Annotated in this window: 15 protein-coding genes; 13 read left to right on the top strand and 2 right to left on the bottom strand. The window is 62.5% G+C overall.

The window, feature by feature from the left end:
* Positions 1 to 65 precede the first annotated feature (65 nt).
* The 8 genes from ACK6D9_RS03625 to ACK6D9_RS03660 all read left to right on the top strand — a co-directional run bounded on the left by ACK6D9_RS03625 (position 66) and on the right by ACK6D9_RS03660 (position 6,841).
* The gene (locus ACK6D9_RS03625; RefSeq protein WP_412050663.1) at positions 66 to 1,358 is read left to right on the top strand and encodes an RsmB/NOP family class I SAM-dependent RNA methyltransferase; all 1,293 of its coding nucleotides are present in this window, start codon (positions 66 to 68) and stop codon (positions 1,356 to 1,358) included.
* Between the two features lie 70 nt (positions 1,359 to 1,428).
* Positions 1,429 to 1,893, top strand: coding sequence for a TspO/MBR family protein (locus tag ACK6D9_RS03630; protein ID WP_412050664.1), 465 nt, complete (start codon positions 1,429 to 1,431; stop codon positions 1,891 to 1,893).
* A gap of 76 nt (positions 1,894 to 1,969) precedes the next feature.
* Positions 1,970 to 2,419: a PaaI family thioesterase gene (locus tag ACK6D9_RS03635; protein ID WP_267654657.1), complete on the top strand. Its 450-nt coding sequence runs from the start codon at positions 1,970 to 1,972 to the stop codon at positions 2,417 to 2,419.
* Complete coding sequence (locus tag ACK6D9_RS03640; RefSeq protein ID WP_412050665.1) at positions 2,416 to 3,048, top strand: 5'-methylthioadenosine/S-adenosylhomocysteine nucleosidase; 633 nt, start codon at positions 2,416 to 2,418, stop codon at positions 3,046 to 3,048. The genes ACK6D9_RS03635 and ACK6D9_RS03640 overlap by 4 nt, the downstream gene beginning before the upstream one ends.
* 9 nt (positions 3,049 to 3,057) lie before the next feature.
* Positions 3,058 to 4,629 carry a glutamine-hydrolyzing GMP synthase gene (guaA, locus tag ACK6D9_RS03645; RefSeq protein ID WP_412050666.1) on the top strand — a complete coding sequence of 524 codons (1,572 nt, stop codon included), beginning with the start codon at positions 3,058 to 3,060 and terminating at the stop codon, positions 4,627 to 4,629.
* A 35-nt stretch (positions 4,630 to 4,664) separates the two neighbouring features.
* Positions 4,665 to 5,012, top strand: coding sequence for an ArsC family reductase (locus ACK6D9_RS03650; protein WP_412050667.1), 348 nt, complete (start codon positions 4,665 to 4,667; stop codon positions 5,010 to 5,012).
* Positions 5,013 to 5,023: 11 nt separating this feature from the next.
* Entirely contained in the window at positions 5,024 to 5,497 is a 474-nt protein-coding gene (ybaK, locus tag ACK6D9_RS03655) for a Cys-tRNA(Pro) deacylase (RefSeq protein ID WP_412050668.1), read from the top strand.
* Positions 5,498 to 5,587: 90 nt separating this feature from the next.
* Positions 5,588 to 6,841 carry an aminopeptidase gene (locus ACK6D9_RS03660; RefSeq protein WP_412050669.1) on the top strand — a complete coding sequence of 418 codons (1,254 nt, stop codon included), beginning with the start codon at positions 5,588 to 5,590 and terminating at the stop codon, positions 6,839 to 6,841.
* A gap of 97 nt (positions 6,842 to 6,938) precedes the next feature.
* Here the strand turns inward: ACK6D9_RS03660 and xseA are convergent, their stop codons facing one another.
* Positions 6,939 to 8,522: an exodeoxyribonuclease VII large subunit gene (gene xseA, locus ACK6D9_RS03665; protein ID WP_412050670.1), complete on the bottom strand. Its 1,584-nt coding sequence runs from the start codon at positions 8,520 to 8,522 to the stop codon at positions 6,939 to 6,941.
* Between the two features lie 178 nt (positions 8,523 to 8,700).
* Between xseA and ACK6D9_RS03670 the strand changes: the two genes are divergently transcribed.
* From ACK6D9_RS03670 to ACK6D9_RS03690, 5 genes are all read left to right on the top strand, one after another.
* Positions 8,701 to 9,084 (top strand): PilZ domain-containing protein, encoded by a 384-nt coding sequence (locus tag ACK6D9_RS03670; RefSeq protein ID WP_412050671.1) that lies wholly within the window; start codon positions 8,701 to 8,703, stop codon positions 9,082 to 9,084.
* 83 nt (positions 9,085 to 9,167) lie between these two features.
* On the top strand, positions 9,168 to 10,775 hold the full coding sequence (locus tag ACK6D9_RS03675) for a phytoene desaturase family protein (RefSeq protein ID WP_412050672.1): 1,608 nt from the start codon (positions 9,168 to 9,170) through the stop codon (positions 10,773 to 10,775).
* Between the two features lie 84 nt (positions 10,776 to 10,859).
* Complete coding sequence (locus ACK6D9_RS03680; RefSeq protein WP_412050673.1) at positions 10,860 to 11,924, top strand: succinylglutamate desuccinylase/aspartoacylase family protein; 1,065 nt, start codon at positions 10,860 to 10,862, stop codon at positions 11,922 to 11,924.
* Positions 11,925 to 12,197: 273 nt separating this feature from the next.
* Complete coding sequence (locus ACK6D9_RS03685) at positions 12,198 to 13,220, top strand: TAXI family TRAP transporter solute-binding subunit (protein WP_412050674.1); 1,023 nt, start codon at positions 12,198 to 12,200, stop codon at positions 13,218 to 13,220.
* Between the two features lie 193 nt (positions 13,221 to 13,413).
* A complete protein-coding gene (locus ACK6D9_RS03690; protein ID WP_267654669.1) occupies positions 13,414 to 15,453 on the top strand; it encodes a TRAP transporter permease in 2,040 nt (679 codons plus the stop codon).
* A gap of 13 nt (positions 15,454 to 15,466) precedes the next feature.
* Here the strand turns inward: ACK6D9_RS03690 and ACK6D9_RS03695 are convergent, their stop codons facing one another.
* Positions 15,467 to 16,378: a dimethyl sulfoxide reductase anchor subunit family protein gene (locus ACK6D9_RS03695; protein WP_412050675.1), complete on the bottom strand. Its 912-nt coding sequence runs from the start codon at positions 16,376 to 16,378 to the stop codon at positions 15,467 to 15,469.
* Positions 16,379 to 16,381 lie beyond the last annotated feature (3 nt).

Here is a 16,381-nt window from a genome sequence, read left to right on the forward strand (position 1 = left end):
CGGGGTGAATCGCTTGCTATGCGCCACCTGACAAGCTAGCACGGGCCAACCCTGGAGATCAGACCATGCGCCTAGGCGGACGCCTGCAAGCAGCCATTGAAGTCCTGTCGGAAATCGACACCCGGCACCGACCGGTCCCCGATGCTCTCAAGGATTGGGGCCTGTCGCACCGGTTTGCCGGATCTGGCGACCGCGGCGCGATCTCCAACCTGGTCCACGACGCGCTTCGGATGAAGCTCTCGCACGGCTTCATCATGGATGGCGACCAGCCTGCTGATCTCGCCATCGCCACCCTGCTGCGGCAATGGGACCTTACCCCGGAAGCACTCGCCGCCAGTCTCGACGGTGACCGTTTCGCGCCCGAAATTCCGAGTGTGGAGCATCTCGACGCCTGCCTGGCGCGGGATCTGTCGGCGGCACCTGCGCATGTGCAGGCCGATATTCCTGAATGGCTGGCAGCCTCGTTCGAGAACGCCTTTGGCGAAGACTGGATTGCCGAGGCGCAGGCGCTGACTGCCCGTCCGCCGCTCGATCTGAGGGCCAACACCCTTTGCACGAGCCGCGAACAGGTGCTTGAAGCGTTTGCCGAGCAGGGCGCGATTCCGACCCGTCTGGCGCCGCACGGTGTGCGCATTGAATCCGGCAAAGGACCCGAACGCCAGATCGCTGCCACCAGCGAAGTCAGCTTTGCCCGGGGATGGTTCGAAATTCAGGACGAAGGCTCGCAGCTGGCGGCCGCGCTGGTGGGCGCGGAGCCCGGCGAAGATGTGCTGGATTACTGCGCAGGCGGTGGCGGCAAGTCGCTGGCCTTTGCCGCGGCCATGCAGAACCAGGGGCAGATCAACGCCTATGATGCAGACCGCCGCCGGCTGGCGCCGATTGTCGAGCGCATGCGCCGCGCCGGTGCAGAGATCATCCAGATCCGGGAACGTCCGTCAAACCTGGCCGGGCTCGAGCTGCGGATGGACCGGGTGCTGATTGACGCGCCCTGCACCGGAACCGGCACCTGGCGCCGCCGTCCCGATGCCAAATGGCGGATTTCCGACAAGAACATTGCCGACCGCATGGCCGATCAGGACAAGGTGCTCGACGCCGCCGCCGTTTACGTGCGGCCCGGCGGCGAACTGGCCTATGTCACCTGCTCGTTGCTGCCCGAGGAGAACACCGATCGGGTCAAGGCGTTCTTGCAGCGCCATCCGGAATTTGAAACCATCAGCCTCAAGCAGCGTTGGGGCAGCGTGGCGGCGGATCCGGATGCGCCGGTTCCCTATGCGGACCAGAATCTGGGGCTGCTGCTGTCGCCACGGCGCACCGGCACCGACGGATTTTATTTCGCCGGTTTCAGACGCAAGATCTGACAGCCGTCAGGGGTGGTGAGGTCTGCGCAGCGCACTAGATGATGGATCTTGACCGACAAAAGGTGGAATTATGACCAAATCGCATGCGCTGACGCTGATCCTGTTTGTCGTCCTGACCGTCGCCGCCGGTAGCTTGGTCGGATATTCATCAATTCCGGGCCCTTGGTACCAAGCCCTGCAAAAGCCGCCCTTCAATCCGCCGAACTGGATCTTTGGACCCGTCTGGACCGCACTCTACGTACTCATTGGCATCGCCGGTGCGCGGGTCTTTATACGCGAACGCGGCAATTGGCTGCCCAAAATCTGGTTCCTGCAGATGGCGCTGAACCTCGTCTGGTCTCCGATTTTCTTTACGTTGCACAGGCCGGATCTGGCGCTGGCGGTACTGGTTGCCATGCTGCTGGCGATCCTGACCTTTATCGCGATGGCCTGGTCCCGCGACCGTCCTTCCGCACTGCTGTTTCTGCCCTACGCGGCCTGGGTAAGCTTTGCCGGCCTGCTCAACGGCGCAATCTGGTGGCTAAACCCGCTCTAAGCTGGTCATCATCGAAAATTCGCTTGCCGTTTGACCGCCTGCTTGGCACCTTCGCACCTGCAAAAGGAATTGCCGCATGAATGAGAGGCCAGACGAGAATTTCCGCCAACGCGTGACCGACAGCTTTGCCCGTCAGAACGCCATGCGCACCATCGGCGCAGCGCTGACCAGCGTTGAATATGGCGTTGTCGAGATCGAAATGCCGTTTCGCGACGACCTGACCCAGCAACATGGCTTTCTTCATGCCGGTATCCTGTCGGCTGCGCTCGATTCGGCCTGTGGGTACGCGGCACTGTCGGTGATGCCCGAGGAGGCCGCGGTTCTGACCATCGAATTCAAGATCAACCTCATGTCACCGGGCCGGGGCGAGCGCTTTCTGTTTCGCGGCGAGGTCACCAAGCCGGGCAGCACCATCATTGTCAGCGACGGACGCGCCTACGCCATCGGCGACGGACCGGCCAAGCTGATAGCCTCGATGACCGGCACCATGATGGTAGTGCGCGGACGTGAGGGAATTGCCGGATGAAGGGCGAGATCAAGCAGGTCGGAGACCGCCGCATTCTCTATGTGATGGCGGCCGCGCCCGAATATGGCCCGCATCTCAAGGCCCGTTTTCAACCGCTTTTGACCGGCGTTGGCCCGGTCGAGGCGGCAATGAGAGTGGCTGCACGTCTGGCAGGTCTTGCCGGCGAACAGGTCGACGGGCTGATCTGCCTGGGCTCCGCCGGTTCCCGCACGCTCGAGCAGACCGCGATATACCAGGCTTCCTCGGTGAGCTACCGCGATATGGATGCAAGCCCGCTCGGCTTCGAGAAGGGCCGCACCCCGTTTCTGGATCTGCCCGCCATCCTTGCCCTGCCGATGGTCACGCCGGAAATCCCCGCAGCGCGGCTGTCGACCGGAGCCAACATCGTTTCCGGCGCAGGCTACGACCTGGTTGATGCCGACATGGTCGACATGGAAACTTTTGCGGTGCTGCGCGCGGCAAGCCTGTTTTCGGTTCCGGTCATCGGCCTGCGCGGCATTTCCGATGGCAAGGCAGAGCTTAATCATGTCGATGACTGGACCGAATATCTCCACATCATCGACGAAAAACTGGCCCAAGCGGTGGATCGCATAGAGCAGGCGATTGCATCCGGCGCGGCTTTGGCTTAATCGCTCGCCATGAACGATATCCTCCACACCACTCATCCCGATTCCATCCTGATCATCGATTTCGGTAGTCAGGTGACGCAGCTCATTGCCCGCCGGGTTCGCGAAGCCGGCGTGTATTGCGAGATTGTCCCGTTCCAGCTGGCCGATGAAGGCTTTGCCCGGATGAAGCCGAAAGGCGTGATTTTTTCCGGCGGACCAGATTCCGTCACCCGCGAAGGCTCGCCGCGCGCGCCGCAGGCGGTGTTTGATTCCGGCGTGCCGATCCTGGCTATCTGCTATGGTCAGCAGACCCTTTGCACACAGATCGGCGGCAGCGTTGAAGGCGGTCATCACCGCGAATTCGGCCGCGCCGATGTCGAGATCCTCAAGCCCTCTCCGCTGTTCGAAGGTTTCTGGGAAGTTGGCAAGAAATACCCGGTCTGGATGAGCCATGGCGATCGCGTCACCCGGCTTCCGGATGGCTTCGAGGTTATCGGCACATCGCCGAACGCGCCATTCGCCATCTCGGTCAATGAAGACAAGCGCTATTACACCACAATGTTCCATCCCGAAGTGGTGCACACGCCCGATGGCGCAAAGCTGCTGGCCAATTTTGTGCACAAGATCGTCGGCCTGAGATCCGATTGGTCGATGGCCGCCTACCGGGCGGAGATGGTACAGAAGATCCGTGACCAGGTTGGCTCGGGCAAGGTCATCTGCGCGCTTTCGGGCGGCGTTGATTCCTCCGTGGCAGCGCTTCTGATCCACGAAGCCATCGGCGACCAGCTGAGCTGCATTCTCGTAGATCACGGCCTGATGCGCATGAACGAGGCCGCCGATGTGGTGGAGATGTTCCGCGAACACTACAATCTCAATCTGAAAATGGTTGACGCATCGGACCGCTTTATCTCGCAGCTTGAAGGAGAGTCCGATCCCGAAACCAAGCGCAAGACCATTGGCCGGCTGTTCATCGAGGTGTTCGAGGAAGAAGCTGCGAAAATCGGCGGCGCTGATTTCCTGGCGCAGGGCACGCTTTATCCCGACGTGATCGAAAGCGTCTCGTTTTCGGGTGGACCTTCGGTAACCATCAAATCGCACCACAATGTCGGCGGTCTGCCAGATCGTATGAACATGCAGCTGGTCGAGCCATTGCGCGAATTGTTCAAGGATGAAGTCCGCGTGCTGGGCAAAGAACTTGGCTTGCCCGACAGCTTCATCGGCCGCCACCCGTTCCCCGGACCGGGCCTCGCAATCCGCTGCCCCGGCGGCATCTCCCGTGAGAAGCTCGATATCCTGCGCCAGGCCGACGCCATCTATCTCGACGAGATCCGCAAGGCAGGCCTTTACGACACCATCTGGCAGGCATTCGCCGTGCTGTTGCCGGTGCAGACCGTCGGCGTCATGGGCGATGGCCGGACTTACGAGTTCGTCTGCGCGCTCCGCGCCGTCACCTCGGTCGACGGCATGACCGCGGATTTCTTCCCCTATGACATGGATTTCCTCGGCAAGACCGCGACCCGGATCATCAACGAGGTCAAGGGCATCAACCGCGTCGTCTACGACGTCACCTCCAAGCCGCCCGGCACCATCGAGTGGGAATGAGAACGTAACGCCGGCGGGGATGTGAAAGGCCAGACATGTCAGTTACCATTTATGGCATCAAGAACTGCGACACCATGAAGAAGGCTCGGGCCTGGCTCGCTGATCATGGTGTCGAGGCCGCATTTCATGACTACAAGAAGATGGGTATCGATCAAGCGCATCTGGAACGTTGGTGCAAGCAAGCTGGCTGGCAAACCGTTCTCAACCGCGCCGGAACCACTTTCCGCAAGCTTGATGACGCCGACAAGCAGGATCTCGACACCGACAAGGCGATCGCCCTGATGCTGGCTCAGCCCTCGATGATCAAGCGCCCGGTGCTGGAAGCCGACAGCCGGATCATCATCGGTTTCAAGCCTGACCTCTATGAGCAGTTCTTCGCTTAAGGGGGATTGAAATGGCCAAGACCACCCGCGCCACCCAGGCGCTCGCCAAACTCGGCATCGGCTTTACGGTTCACGACTACGCCTATCATGCCGACGCCCACAGCATCGGCTTGCAGGCTGCCGAAGCGCTGGGCGAGGACCCGGCCCGGGTGCTCAAGACGCTGATGGCGGAACTCGACGGCAAGCCGGTCTGCGCCGTGTTGCCGTCGGACCGGGAAGTCAGCATGAAAAGGCTGGCGGCAGCCCTTGGTGGCAAATCGGCGGCGATGATGAAGCCCGCCGACGCCGAACGCCTTACCGGATACCATGTTGGCGGCATCAGTCCGTTCGGCCAGAAAAAGCAGGTTCCGACCGTGATCGAAGCCGCAGCGCTCGATCAACCCTATGTCTTCATCAATGCCGGCCAGCGCGGGCTGCAGCTCCGGCTCGATCCCAAGGATGCGCAGGCAGCATTGCAGGCGGTGGCCGCGGCCATCGTTGCCTGAACCGCTGCGGCAAAAACCCGCTTGGGCCTTCATATTCGCGGCCGGGGGTATTAAGTCTCGGTCATCCACTCCATTGCAGACAGGCGCCTCATGACCAATCTCTCCGCTTCCGCCGAACCCGTCGATCCCGTCCAGCTTGATAAACTCGCACAGGTCGCCGTCCACACCGGTCTGCAATTGCAGGCGGGGCAGGATCTGGTGATGACGGCGCCGATCGCCGCCTTGCCGCTGGCGCGGCTGATCACCAAACACGCCTATGCAGCCGGTGCCGGTCTTGTCACCACATTCTATTCAGACGAGGAGGCGACGCTGGCGCGTTACAGCCATGCGCCCGACGCAAGTTTCGACCGGGCGCCGAGCTGGCTCTATGATGGCATGGCCAAGGCCTATGAGAATGGCGCCGCACGGCTTGCCATCGCCGGCGACAACCCGCTGCTGCTCGCCAGCCAGGACCCGGCCCGGGTGTCGCGCGCCAACACCGCCAATTCCATCGCCTACAAGCCGGCGCTCGAACATATCTCCAATTTCGACATCAACTGGAACATCTGTGCCTATCCGAGCCCGTCCTGGGCCGCGCAGGTGTTCCCCGACCTGCCGATCGATCAGGCCGTGCGCAAGCTGGCAGAGGCGATCTTTGCCGCTTCGCGGGTCAATCTCGATGATCCGATCGAAGCCTGGCGCGACCACAACGCCGTACTCGCCGAACGTTCGGCCTGGCTCAACGGCCAGCGTTTTTCGGCGCTGCACTACAGCGGTCCCGGCACCAATCTGACCATCGGCCTGGCCGATGATCACGAATGGCATGGCGGCGCTTCCGTCGCCAAGAACGGAGTGACCTGCAACCCCAACATTCCCACCGAGGAAGTTTTCACCACGCCGCATGCGCACCGGGTCGAAGGCACCGTCTCCAGCACCAAGCCACTGTCCTACCAGGGTACCTTGATTGATGAGATCCAGGTCCGGTTTGAAGCAGGCCGGATTGTCGAGGCCAGCGCCTCCCGGGGGGAGGACGTGTTGCTCAAGGTGCTCGACACCGACGAAGGCGCGCGCCGCATCGGCGAAGTCGCGCTGGTGCCGCATTCCTCGCCGATTTCGGCCAGCGGCGTGCTGTTCTACAACACCCTGTTTGACGAGAACGCCTCCTGCCATATCGCGCTCGGCCAGTGCTATTCCAAGTGCTTTGTCGATGGCGCGTCGCTGACGCCCGAACAGATTGCCGCCAAGGGCGGCAATTCCAGCCTGATCCACATCGACTGGATGATCGGCTCCGACCAGATCGACATCGACGGCATTCGCGCCGATGGCGAAAAGGTGCCGGTGATGCGCAAGGGCGAATGGGCCTGATCAAGACTCCAAGGCATCCGAAGGATACTGCGTCCCGTGCTTTGTCGCGGGATCGCAGGTTCATGCATCGGTCATATCGATCCGGATACGAAACGATCTAGAACAAGGACCCTTGGTCGGTCTTGGTTTTGGCTGGCTTTGCCCTTGCCGGTTTTGCGGCTTTGGCGGTCGGCCGGTCGGTTCCGCTGACCAGTGCCGAAATTTCACCATCGGCGAACTCGACGGCAATCGCCGCGCCGGCATTGACTTGCGCCGCGCGCGACAACAATTGCCGGTCCTGGTCGCGGATCACCGCAAAGCCGCGCCCCAGCACGCTCTGGTAGGACAGCGACTGCAGCATCCGCGTCTGCACCGCCAGCCCGCGGCGATGCTGGCTGAGCATCTGTGTTAGTGCTGCATCAGTGCGACGGGTGAGTTCGGTCAGCCGTTCGCGGCCATGCACCTGCGCCTCGCCGATCCGTCGCGGCACCGCTGAAAGCACCAGCGCATGTCGATCCAGCCGGGTGCGCAGTGCCTCCAAGCGTCGGTCCATCGCCCGGTCGCCGCGGCCGCTCTTCTCGCCCACCAGTAGCCGCTTTTCGCGCAATGCCGAAACCAGCGCAAAGGGCGTCACCCGTGCGGCCTGCCGTTCAAACCCCTGCCGGCGGTTGGCGGTGTTGAGTTCGAGCGCACGGCCCAGCGCCTGGCCCGAGCGGTCCAGCCGTTGCCGTGGCAGCGCCAGCACGCTGTCGAGCGTCGGCAATGCCCGCGCCAGCCCGCGCAGTGCCTCGCGACGCCGGTCGAGCATGCGCGATTGCGCGGATTTGAGCCGCGCTGCGAGTGCGGCCAGCTGCGCCTCGAGATCGGCTTTCACCGGCACCGCCATCTCTGCCGCTCCGGTTGGCGTCGGTGCGCGGCGGTCGCTGGCGTGATCGATCAGGGTCCAGTCGGTTTCGTGTCCGACCGCCGATATCAGCGGGATCCCCGATGCGGCTGCTGCACGCACCACCGCCTCGTCGTTAAAGCCCCACAGATCTTCGAGGCTGCCGCCACCACGGGCGACGATGATCAGGTCCGGCCGCTTGATTGGTCCATTCGGGTCGAGTGCATTGAAACCGTTGATCGCCCGCGCCACTTCGTCGCCCGAGGTGTCGCCCTGCACCCGCACCGGCCAGACAATGACGTGTACTGGAAAACGGTCCTCGATCCGGTGCAGGATATCGCGGATCACCGCCCCGGTGGGCGAGGTGACAACGCCGATCACCCTCGGCATGAACGGCAGCAGCTGCTTGCGTGCGTCCTCGAACAGACCCTCGGCGGCAAGCTTGCGCCGCCGCTCCTCGATCAGCGCCATCAGCGCGCCGGCGCCGGCCGGTTCGATCGAGTCGATCACGATCTGGTATTTGGACGAGCCGGCATAGGTGGTGATCTTGCCGGTGGCGATCACCTCCAGCCCCTCTTCGGGGCGGTGCTTGAGCTTGGAAAACGTGCCCTTCCAGATCACCGCCTCGATGCGGGCGCGATCATCCTTCAATGAAAAATAGGCGTGACCGGAGGAATGCGGGCCGCGATACCCGGAAATCTCGCCGCGCACACGCACATGGCCGAACGCGTCCTCGACCGTGCGGCGGATAGACCCCGACAGTTCACTGACCGTAAATTCGGCGGCATTTGTGGGCGAATCATCAAGAAGCGAAGCCATGGCCAATTCGGCACGTCCACGCGCCCGGCGTCAAGCTGGACAGCAGGTTCTGCTGAAAGATGATCGCGCAAGTGGCGCTGATTCGCACCGCTGGTCCATCGGCGCTGCACCCTGATTGTAGCTACCCATAAATATACCGGGACTTAACCACGCAACCGCTATGGGTTGTAAAAGGGGAATGATCGAGGACGACGTGAGCAAGGAAGGACACTATCTCACACGTGTGGGGGGCGCCGAGCGCCGCGCCCATCACCGGCGTGCGACCAACGCGCCGGGCAAGGTGTATTACCTGCGCCGCGGTGTGCGGGGCTACACGTCGCAGCCGTGCAAAATGCTCGATCTGTCCGAAAGCGGCTGCCTGATCTCCGTCGGGTTGAGCGATCAGGTGCCTGAACACCTTTACCTGGTGCTTGACGGGTTGCCCGCGAAAATTTCCTGCGCCGTTATTGCCCGGTCGGAATCCAGATTGCACATCAAGTTCAGTGCCGAGATGACAACCGAAGTCGTCGACCGGATTGCCCGCGTCAAATTCTCCCCAAGAAAAACCACCAGCGATTCCTGAGTTTGTCATCGTGCTTGCCTGCACCGTTGCACCGACGATAAATCCCGGTGCAGGATGCGTCGGAAATCGCGAGGTGGATCAACATGAAGCGTGCAGTTGTGATCGGCGGCGGCCATAACGGGCTGGTATGTGCGTGGTATCTGGCTGAAGCAGGCCACAAGGTAACCGTTCTGGAAAAGCGTGAAATTGTCGGCGGCGCGGCGATCACCGAGGAGTTTCATCCCGGTTTTCGCAATTCGGTGGCTTCCTACACCGTCTCGCTGCTCAATCCCAAGGTGATCAACGACCTCGAGCTTGGCCGTCACGGGCTTGAGATTGTCGAGCGGCGCATGAACAATTTCTTTCCGCTGGATGATGGCAGTGCGCTCGAAGCCGGGCCCGGCCTGACCAAGGCGTCTGTTGCGCCGTTTTCACCCCGCGACGCCAAGGCGCTTGATGGCTTTGATGCGATGCTCGCCGCTGCAGCCAATGTGTTGCGGGATCTGTTGCTGCGCACGCCACCCAATGTCACCGAGGGCAACTGGATTTCCGCGGTTCCCGAACTTCTCAAGGCCGCCTCGCTGGGCCGCCAGTTTGCCGAGTTGTCGCTGGAAGCACGCCGCGATGTGCTGGATCTCTTTACCTGTTCCGCTTCCGAAATCCTTGACCGCTGGTTCGAGAGCGATCCGGTCAAGGCGCTATTCGGTTTTGATGGCATCGTCGGCAACTGGACCAGCCCGGAAGCGCCCGGCACCGCCTATGTGCTGCTGCACCATCATTTCGGCGAGGTCAACGGCAAGCGCGGCATCTGGGGCCACGCCATCGGGGGCATGGGCGCCATCACCCAGGCGATGCAGAAGGCTTGCGAGGAAAAGGGTGTGACCATCCGCACCAGCGCACCGGTTGCCCGCATAGATACCCGCGGCGGCCGCGTCAGCGCGATTGTCACCGAGGATGGCACGCGTATCGAAGCAGATCTTGTGGCCTCCAACATTCACCCGCAATTGCTGGTCGGCACGCTGCTTGCGGATGCGCCGCTGCCTGGCGATTTCCGCCGCCGCATCGGTTACTGGCAAAGTGGCTCGGGCACGTTCCGGATGAATCTGGCGCTCGACAGACTGCCCGAGTTCACGGCGCGACCTGAACCCGGCGACCACCTGACCTCGGGCATCGTCATCGCCCCTTCGCTCGACTACATGGACCGTGCCTATCGCGATTCCCGCGATCATGGCTGGTCACGCCAGCCGATCATCGAGATGCTGATTCCCTCGACACTGGACCCGACGCTGGCGCCCGAGGGCAAGCATGTCGCCAGCCTGTTTTGCCAGCATGTGGCGCCGGAACTGCCTGACGGTTTTCCCGGCGGCTCTTCCTGGGATGATCACCGCGAGGCCGTCGCCGATCTGATGATTGCCACCATCGATCGCCATGCCCCCGGTTTTGCCCAAAGCGTGCTCGGCCGGCAGGTGCTCTCACCGCTCGATCTGGAGCGCAAGCTGTCGCTTGTTGGCGGCGACATTTTCCACGGCAAACTCAGCCTCAACCAGTTGTTTTCGGCGCGGCCGGTGCTCGGCCACGGCGCTTATCGCGCGCCGCTGCCGGGGCTTTACATGTGCGGCTCGTCAACCCATCCGGGTGGCGGGGTCACCGGCATTCCCGGGCACAATGCGGCACGGGAAATACTCAACGACATCCGCGCCCGTCGGGTGTAATCGTCGCTGCAAGATGGGCGCGTTCGCAATCGCGCCGGCTGGCCCGCTGTTTGCAACGAGCCAGCATGTTCAAGGTGAGAGACAATGAAAACCGAGATCGAAACCATTGCCGGCGAAACACCCGGTGTCGCCTATCAGCTGACCGTACACCGGCTCACCGGCTCCGATGCCAGCGCTCCCCGGACCTATATCCAGGCCGGGCTCCATGCCGATGAACGCCCCGGCGTGGCGGCGCTGCACTATCTCATCCCGATGCTTGAGCAGGCCGAGGCCGAAGGCCGCCTGCTCGGCTCGACCACGTTGGTGCCGCACGCCAACCCGATCGGCGCGGCGCAGCATCTGTTTGGCGATCACATGGGCCGTTTTTCGATGGGTACGCGGGTCAATTTCAACCGCGATTTCCCTGTGCCCGGCAAGGATGGCGTCCGCACGCTTGATGCGGCGTCTGCCCCGGTGTTTGCCGAGCGCCGGCTCAAGAGCCGCCTGCTGGAACTCGCGGACGATTGCCCGATCGTGCTCGATCTGCATTGCGATGATGAAAGCGTGCAGTATCTCTATGTTCCTGAACCGCTGTGGCCGGAGATGGCCGATCTTGCCGCCTGTCTCGATGCCGAGGCCGCGCTGCTGTGGGATTCGGGGTCGGATTGCGCTTTCGAGGAAGCGGTATTTGAGCAGATGACAGCACGCGCCCGCAAAAGCGGCGGCGATCTGTCGGGCCATTGCGTCACCACGGTCGAACTGCGGGGCCAGAATGATGTCGACGCCGGCCTGGCGCGAAAGGATGCTGAAGGACTCTACCGCTTTTTGCAGGGGCGCGGCGTTGTCGCCCCCGATGATTCGGCCAGCCCTGATCTGCGCGCGGATTTTGTCGCCAGGCAAATCCGCCATGTCGAGATGGTGGAGGCACCGGCGGGCGGCACCATCCTGTTTCACGTGGCACCTGGCGAGCGGGTTCAAGCCGGGCAGATGGTCGCCGAAATCATCGTTGATCCGGGTCGCAGCGGCGGCGCGGTGGCGGTCACGGCACCGCAGGCAGGCTATGTCCTGACCCGGCGCATCCGCCGTTTCGTTCGTATGGGTGACAATCTTCTCAAGATCATCGGCGACAATCAGGCGGTAGCGTCGCGCACAGGTGCGCTCGAAGACTGAGGTCTGTGAACAACTCCGCCGTCAAGGGCAGAACAAGCAAAAACCGGCTTTGACTTTCTCGTTCAAACCGGCATAGGTGTGCGCTGGCTTTCTGCAACTGGACCCGTTCCAGGCAGAATGAGTTCACGAATGCATGCCGTGTTCAAATGGATTATTTTGAGCGATTACGTGCATGCGTTGATTCAAACATTCAGCGTTCGTTGCGTATTCAGTTGAATGCACGGCGCTGTAGGAAGGCCGCAGCAAGGCGGCCGCCAAAGCAGGGAGAGACTTATGCGAGTTCTAGCTTCAGTGGTGTCGCGCGCAGCGACCGCAGCGCTGTTTGCCGCGACCTTGGTGGTCGGGGCAGCCGGTGTTCAGGCCCAGGAAATGAATTTCTTCACGATCGGCACCGGTGGCACTGGCGGCACCTATTTCCCGCTCGGTGGCGCCATCGCCAACTCGATTTCCAACCCGCCCGGTTCACGCGGCTGCGATGAAGGCGGTTCCTGCGGAGTGCCGGGCCTGGTCGCGGTGGCACAGTCCTCGCGCGGCTCGGTGGCCAACGTCAACGGCATCAAGTCGGGCATCATCAGCTCCGGCTTTTCCCAGTCCGATGTTGCGTTCTGGGCCTATTCCGGCACTGGCACTTTCGAAGGCCAGGAGCCGATGGAAGACCTGCGCGCCATTGCAGCGCTTTATCCCGAGCATATTCACCTGGTCGCCTCCAAGGCATCGGGCATCACGTCCGTGGCTGATCTCAAGGGCAAGCGTGTCTCGCTCGATGAGCCTGGTTCGGGCACCTATGTCGATGCGCAGCTGATTCTCGAAGCCTTCGGCCTGAGCGAAGCCGACATCACGGTCGAAAACCTCAAGCCGGGCCCGGCCTCCGACGCCATCCGCAACGGCCAGCTTGATGCGCTGTTCTTCGTTGGCGGCTATCCGGCAGGCACACTCGTCGAACTCGCCTCCAGCGCCGATGTGACGTTGGTTCCGATTTCCGGCCCGGAAGTGGATTCGATGCTGGAAACCTACTCGTTCTTCTCCAAGGACCCGATTCCGGATGGCGTCTATCAGGGCGTTGCCGGAGCAGACACGGTTGCCGTGGGCGCCCAGTGGCTAACCAGCGCCACACAGAAGGATGATCTGATCTACGAGATCACCAAGGCATTGTGGAACGACAGCACTCGCAAGCTGCTCGATGTCGGCCACGCCAAGGGCAAGTCGGTCAATCTCGAAACCGCGCTCGAAGGTATCGGCATCCCGCTGCACGCCGGCGCCGAAAAGTTCTACCGTGAAGCCGGCCTGATCAAGTAGCGCCGAGCGGCCACCACTGAACAAGGGCCGTCCGGGTAACCGGGCGGCCACATTTGTCTAGAGCGCTGCATGGGCAGACTGAGCCATGCCGGTTGAGCCTTCGGGCTTCCGCCCAGCCGACGCCCGCTCTGGCAGCGAAAATGCAGAATTCAATCAATCCGACCGTAAAACGTGCCAGAGCCGGGAACACTCCATGAGCCAGACCGACGATCCAGTCATCGACCTTGCCGAACTCGAGCGCAAATATGATCCGGAGATGGCTTTCCGGCCCACCGGCAAGGCCGTGGCGCTGCTGGTGACCGTCGCACTGGTCGCCATGTCGCTCTATCATTATTATGCAGCCGGCTTCGGTCTGGTGCGCGAACTGGTTCATCGCGGCATCCACGTGTCCTTCGTGCTTGGCCTGATCTTCATCGTATTTGGCGCAACTCGCCGCGAAAACGACACGCTCTATCCGTCCAGCCTGCTGCGTCCCGGCGGCATCGGCCTTTGGGATTGGGCGTTCAGCGGCCTGGCCGTCGTTGCCGCGCTCTATCTGCCGCTGTTGCCTGCCAGCGCGGTCTCTGTCCGGGTCGGCAATCCCTCAGCTTTCGACGTGTTCATGGGCACCGCGTTGATCCTTTTGACACTGGAAGCGTCGCGGCGCTCGATCGGCTGGACGCTGACCGCCATTGCCGTGGCCTTCATGGGCTACGGCCTGTTCGGGCAATACATGCCCGGCGTGTTCAGGCACCCCGGTGCGTCCTGGAGCGCGCTCGTCAATCACCTCTACATGACCGACCAGGGCATCTATGGCATCGCCGTCGGCGCGGTTGCCAAATATGTCTTCCTGTTCGTGCTGTTCGGGGTTCTGGCGACGCGCATCGGGCTCGGCAAACTGTTCATTGATACCGCCTCCTCGATCGCCGGGCGCTATGCCGGCGGCCCGGCCAAGGTGGCGATTTTTTCCTCTGCGCTGCTCGGCACCATATCCGGCTCCTCGATTGCCAACACGGTGACCACTGGTTCGCTCACCATTCCGGCGATGAAAAAGGTGGGCTACCGCCCGCATTTCGCCGCGGCAGTTGAGGCCACGGCCTCGACCGGAGGCCAGATCACCCCGCCGATCATGGGCGCCGCCGCCTTCATCATGGTCGAGTTTCTCGAAATTCCCTACCGTGACATCGTCTATGCGGCGATGTTCCCGGCACTGCTTCATTATGTCGGCATTTTCGCCATGGTTCATTTCGAAGCCAAACGTCTGGGCCTGCGCGGCCTGCGCCCCGACGAGATGCCGCAGATCCTCAAGGTGTTTACCGACAACTGGCTGGCGGTGATCCCGCTACTGGTATTGATGGCGCTGATCCTGACCGGCAAGACCCCCGATTTCGCCGCCGTGTGGGGGATTACCGCCTGCGTCGTTGTTGGCTTCATCACCCCGCACAACCGGCTGACGGTGAAGGACCTGATCGAAGCTCTGACTCTGGGCGCCAAATACGCGCTTGCTGTTGGCGCGGCGGCAGCCGTTGTTGGAATTGTCGTGGGCGTGGTCACGCTCACCGGCACGGCCTTTCGGCTGTCCTTCATCATCACCCAGACCGCCGCCAATATAGGCACCGTGCTGACCGCGCTGTTGCCGGCGGGGCTGGTGACCGTGAATGCGCTGGCGCTGTTCTTCACCCTGCTGTTTACGGCCTTTGCCTGCATCCTGATGGGCGCCGGCATCCCCACCACGGCCACCTACATCATCCTGGTTTCGGTGGCAGCACCGGCGCTGGCGCTGCTTGGTGTCGAGCCGTTGGTGTCGCATTTCTTCGTGTTCTACTACGGCGTGCTCGCCGACATCACGCCACCGGTGGCGCTCGCGGCCTATGCGGCTGCCGGCATCGCCGGTTCCAACCCGTTCCAGACGGGCAACACTGCCTTCCGGCTCGGTATCGCCAAGGCGCTGGTGCCTTTCGTGTTCGTCTATTCGCCGTCGCTGCTGATCGTTGCCCAGGGCTTTACCTGGGAGGCGTTCTTCATCACGCTCACCGGCGCAACCTTGGGAATCGTGATGCTGGCCGGCGCCTTCACCGGCTTCGTGGTCGCACCGTTAAGCCGGATCGAGCGGATCTGGCTCGGATTGGTGGCGCTGTTGTTCGTGGCGCCGGGGCTGACCACCATGGTGATTGGTGTGGTGCTGGCGCTGCCGGTGTTCCTACGCCAGGGCGCCATCTGGCTCAAGCACCGGCGCGAGGCCAGAGCGGGATAGCGTGGCTTGCTGTTCAGCGGTTGCCGTAATAGAGCGACACGGCGTGTTCGGCTTCGGCGAAGAACAGCCAGCGTTCGGCAAGCAGCCCGGCCAGCATCGACAGGACGGCGATCAGGTTAACCAGCGCCGGTGCGTCGCTCAACCAGACCAGCGTCAGGATGGCGACGGGCACTACACAGCCGAGCAAGAGCGCCAGCCGGCGCAAGCTGCGCGCATGTTTGCGTCCGATCCGGTGGACCATCTCCCGGGTCAGGTAATTGTCGCCAGTATGGGGTGTTTCCAGAAGCCGCACCTTGCCGATGAACCCAAGCCCGGTCGCCGTTTCAGGCGAGGAGCCGGCATCGCTCAGCCGCGACCGGCCGGCCCGCGCCCACCACAGCCATTTTGCCCCCCAGGCCAGCACCAGCAGCACGATGCCCCAGAGTTCGGGGGCTTCATGGGTGCCTAGGGCGGAAGCCAGCAGCCAGCCGGAACCGAGCGCGAAACCGCAATAGACTACAGGCGTGAGCCGGCTGTTCCATTGCGGCACGGTCTTGAGTTGGGCATAGATCATAGAGGTGGTGAACACCGTTGCCGCCGCGCCAATTGCCGCCACCAGCCCCAGAAGCTGGTAGCGCAATCCGGTCGCCATCCAGATCAGCACGTAGATACCGAACAGGATCAGCGTTGCGATTGCGGCGATGCCTTCGCGCGATAGCCAGCTCGAGCGCCACTGGCTCAACGCCCGCCAGGCCCGCTCGGGATGGCCGAGATGGAACGTGGATGCCAGCAGCCCCGCGACCGCAAGCCCGCCACCGACAACCGAGATGAAAAACACCCATTCAGCAGAGGCTTCGACCGGAAAACCGAGCCCGATGAGAAAGATCATGCCAAGCCCGGCGCCTGACGTGACGGTAAAGAAAATGACGGAAACAGCGGGGTGCATGGG

It is taken from the genome of Hoeflea sp. Naph1 (genome assembly GCF_046837775.1).
Lineage (GTDB): Bacteria > Pseudomonadota > Alphaproteobacteria > Rhizobiales > Rhizobiaceae > Hoeflea.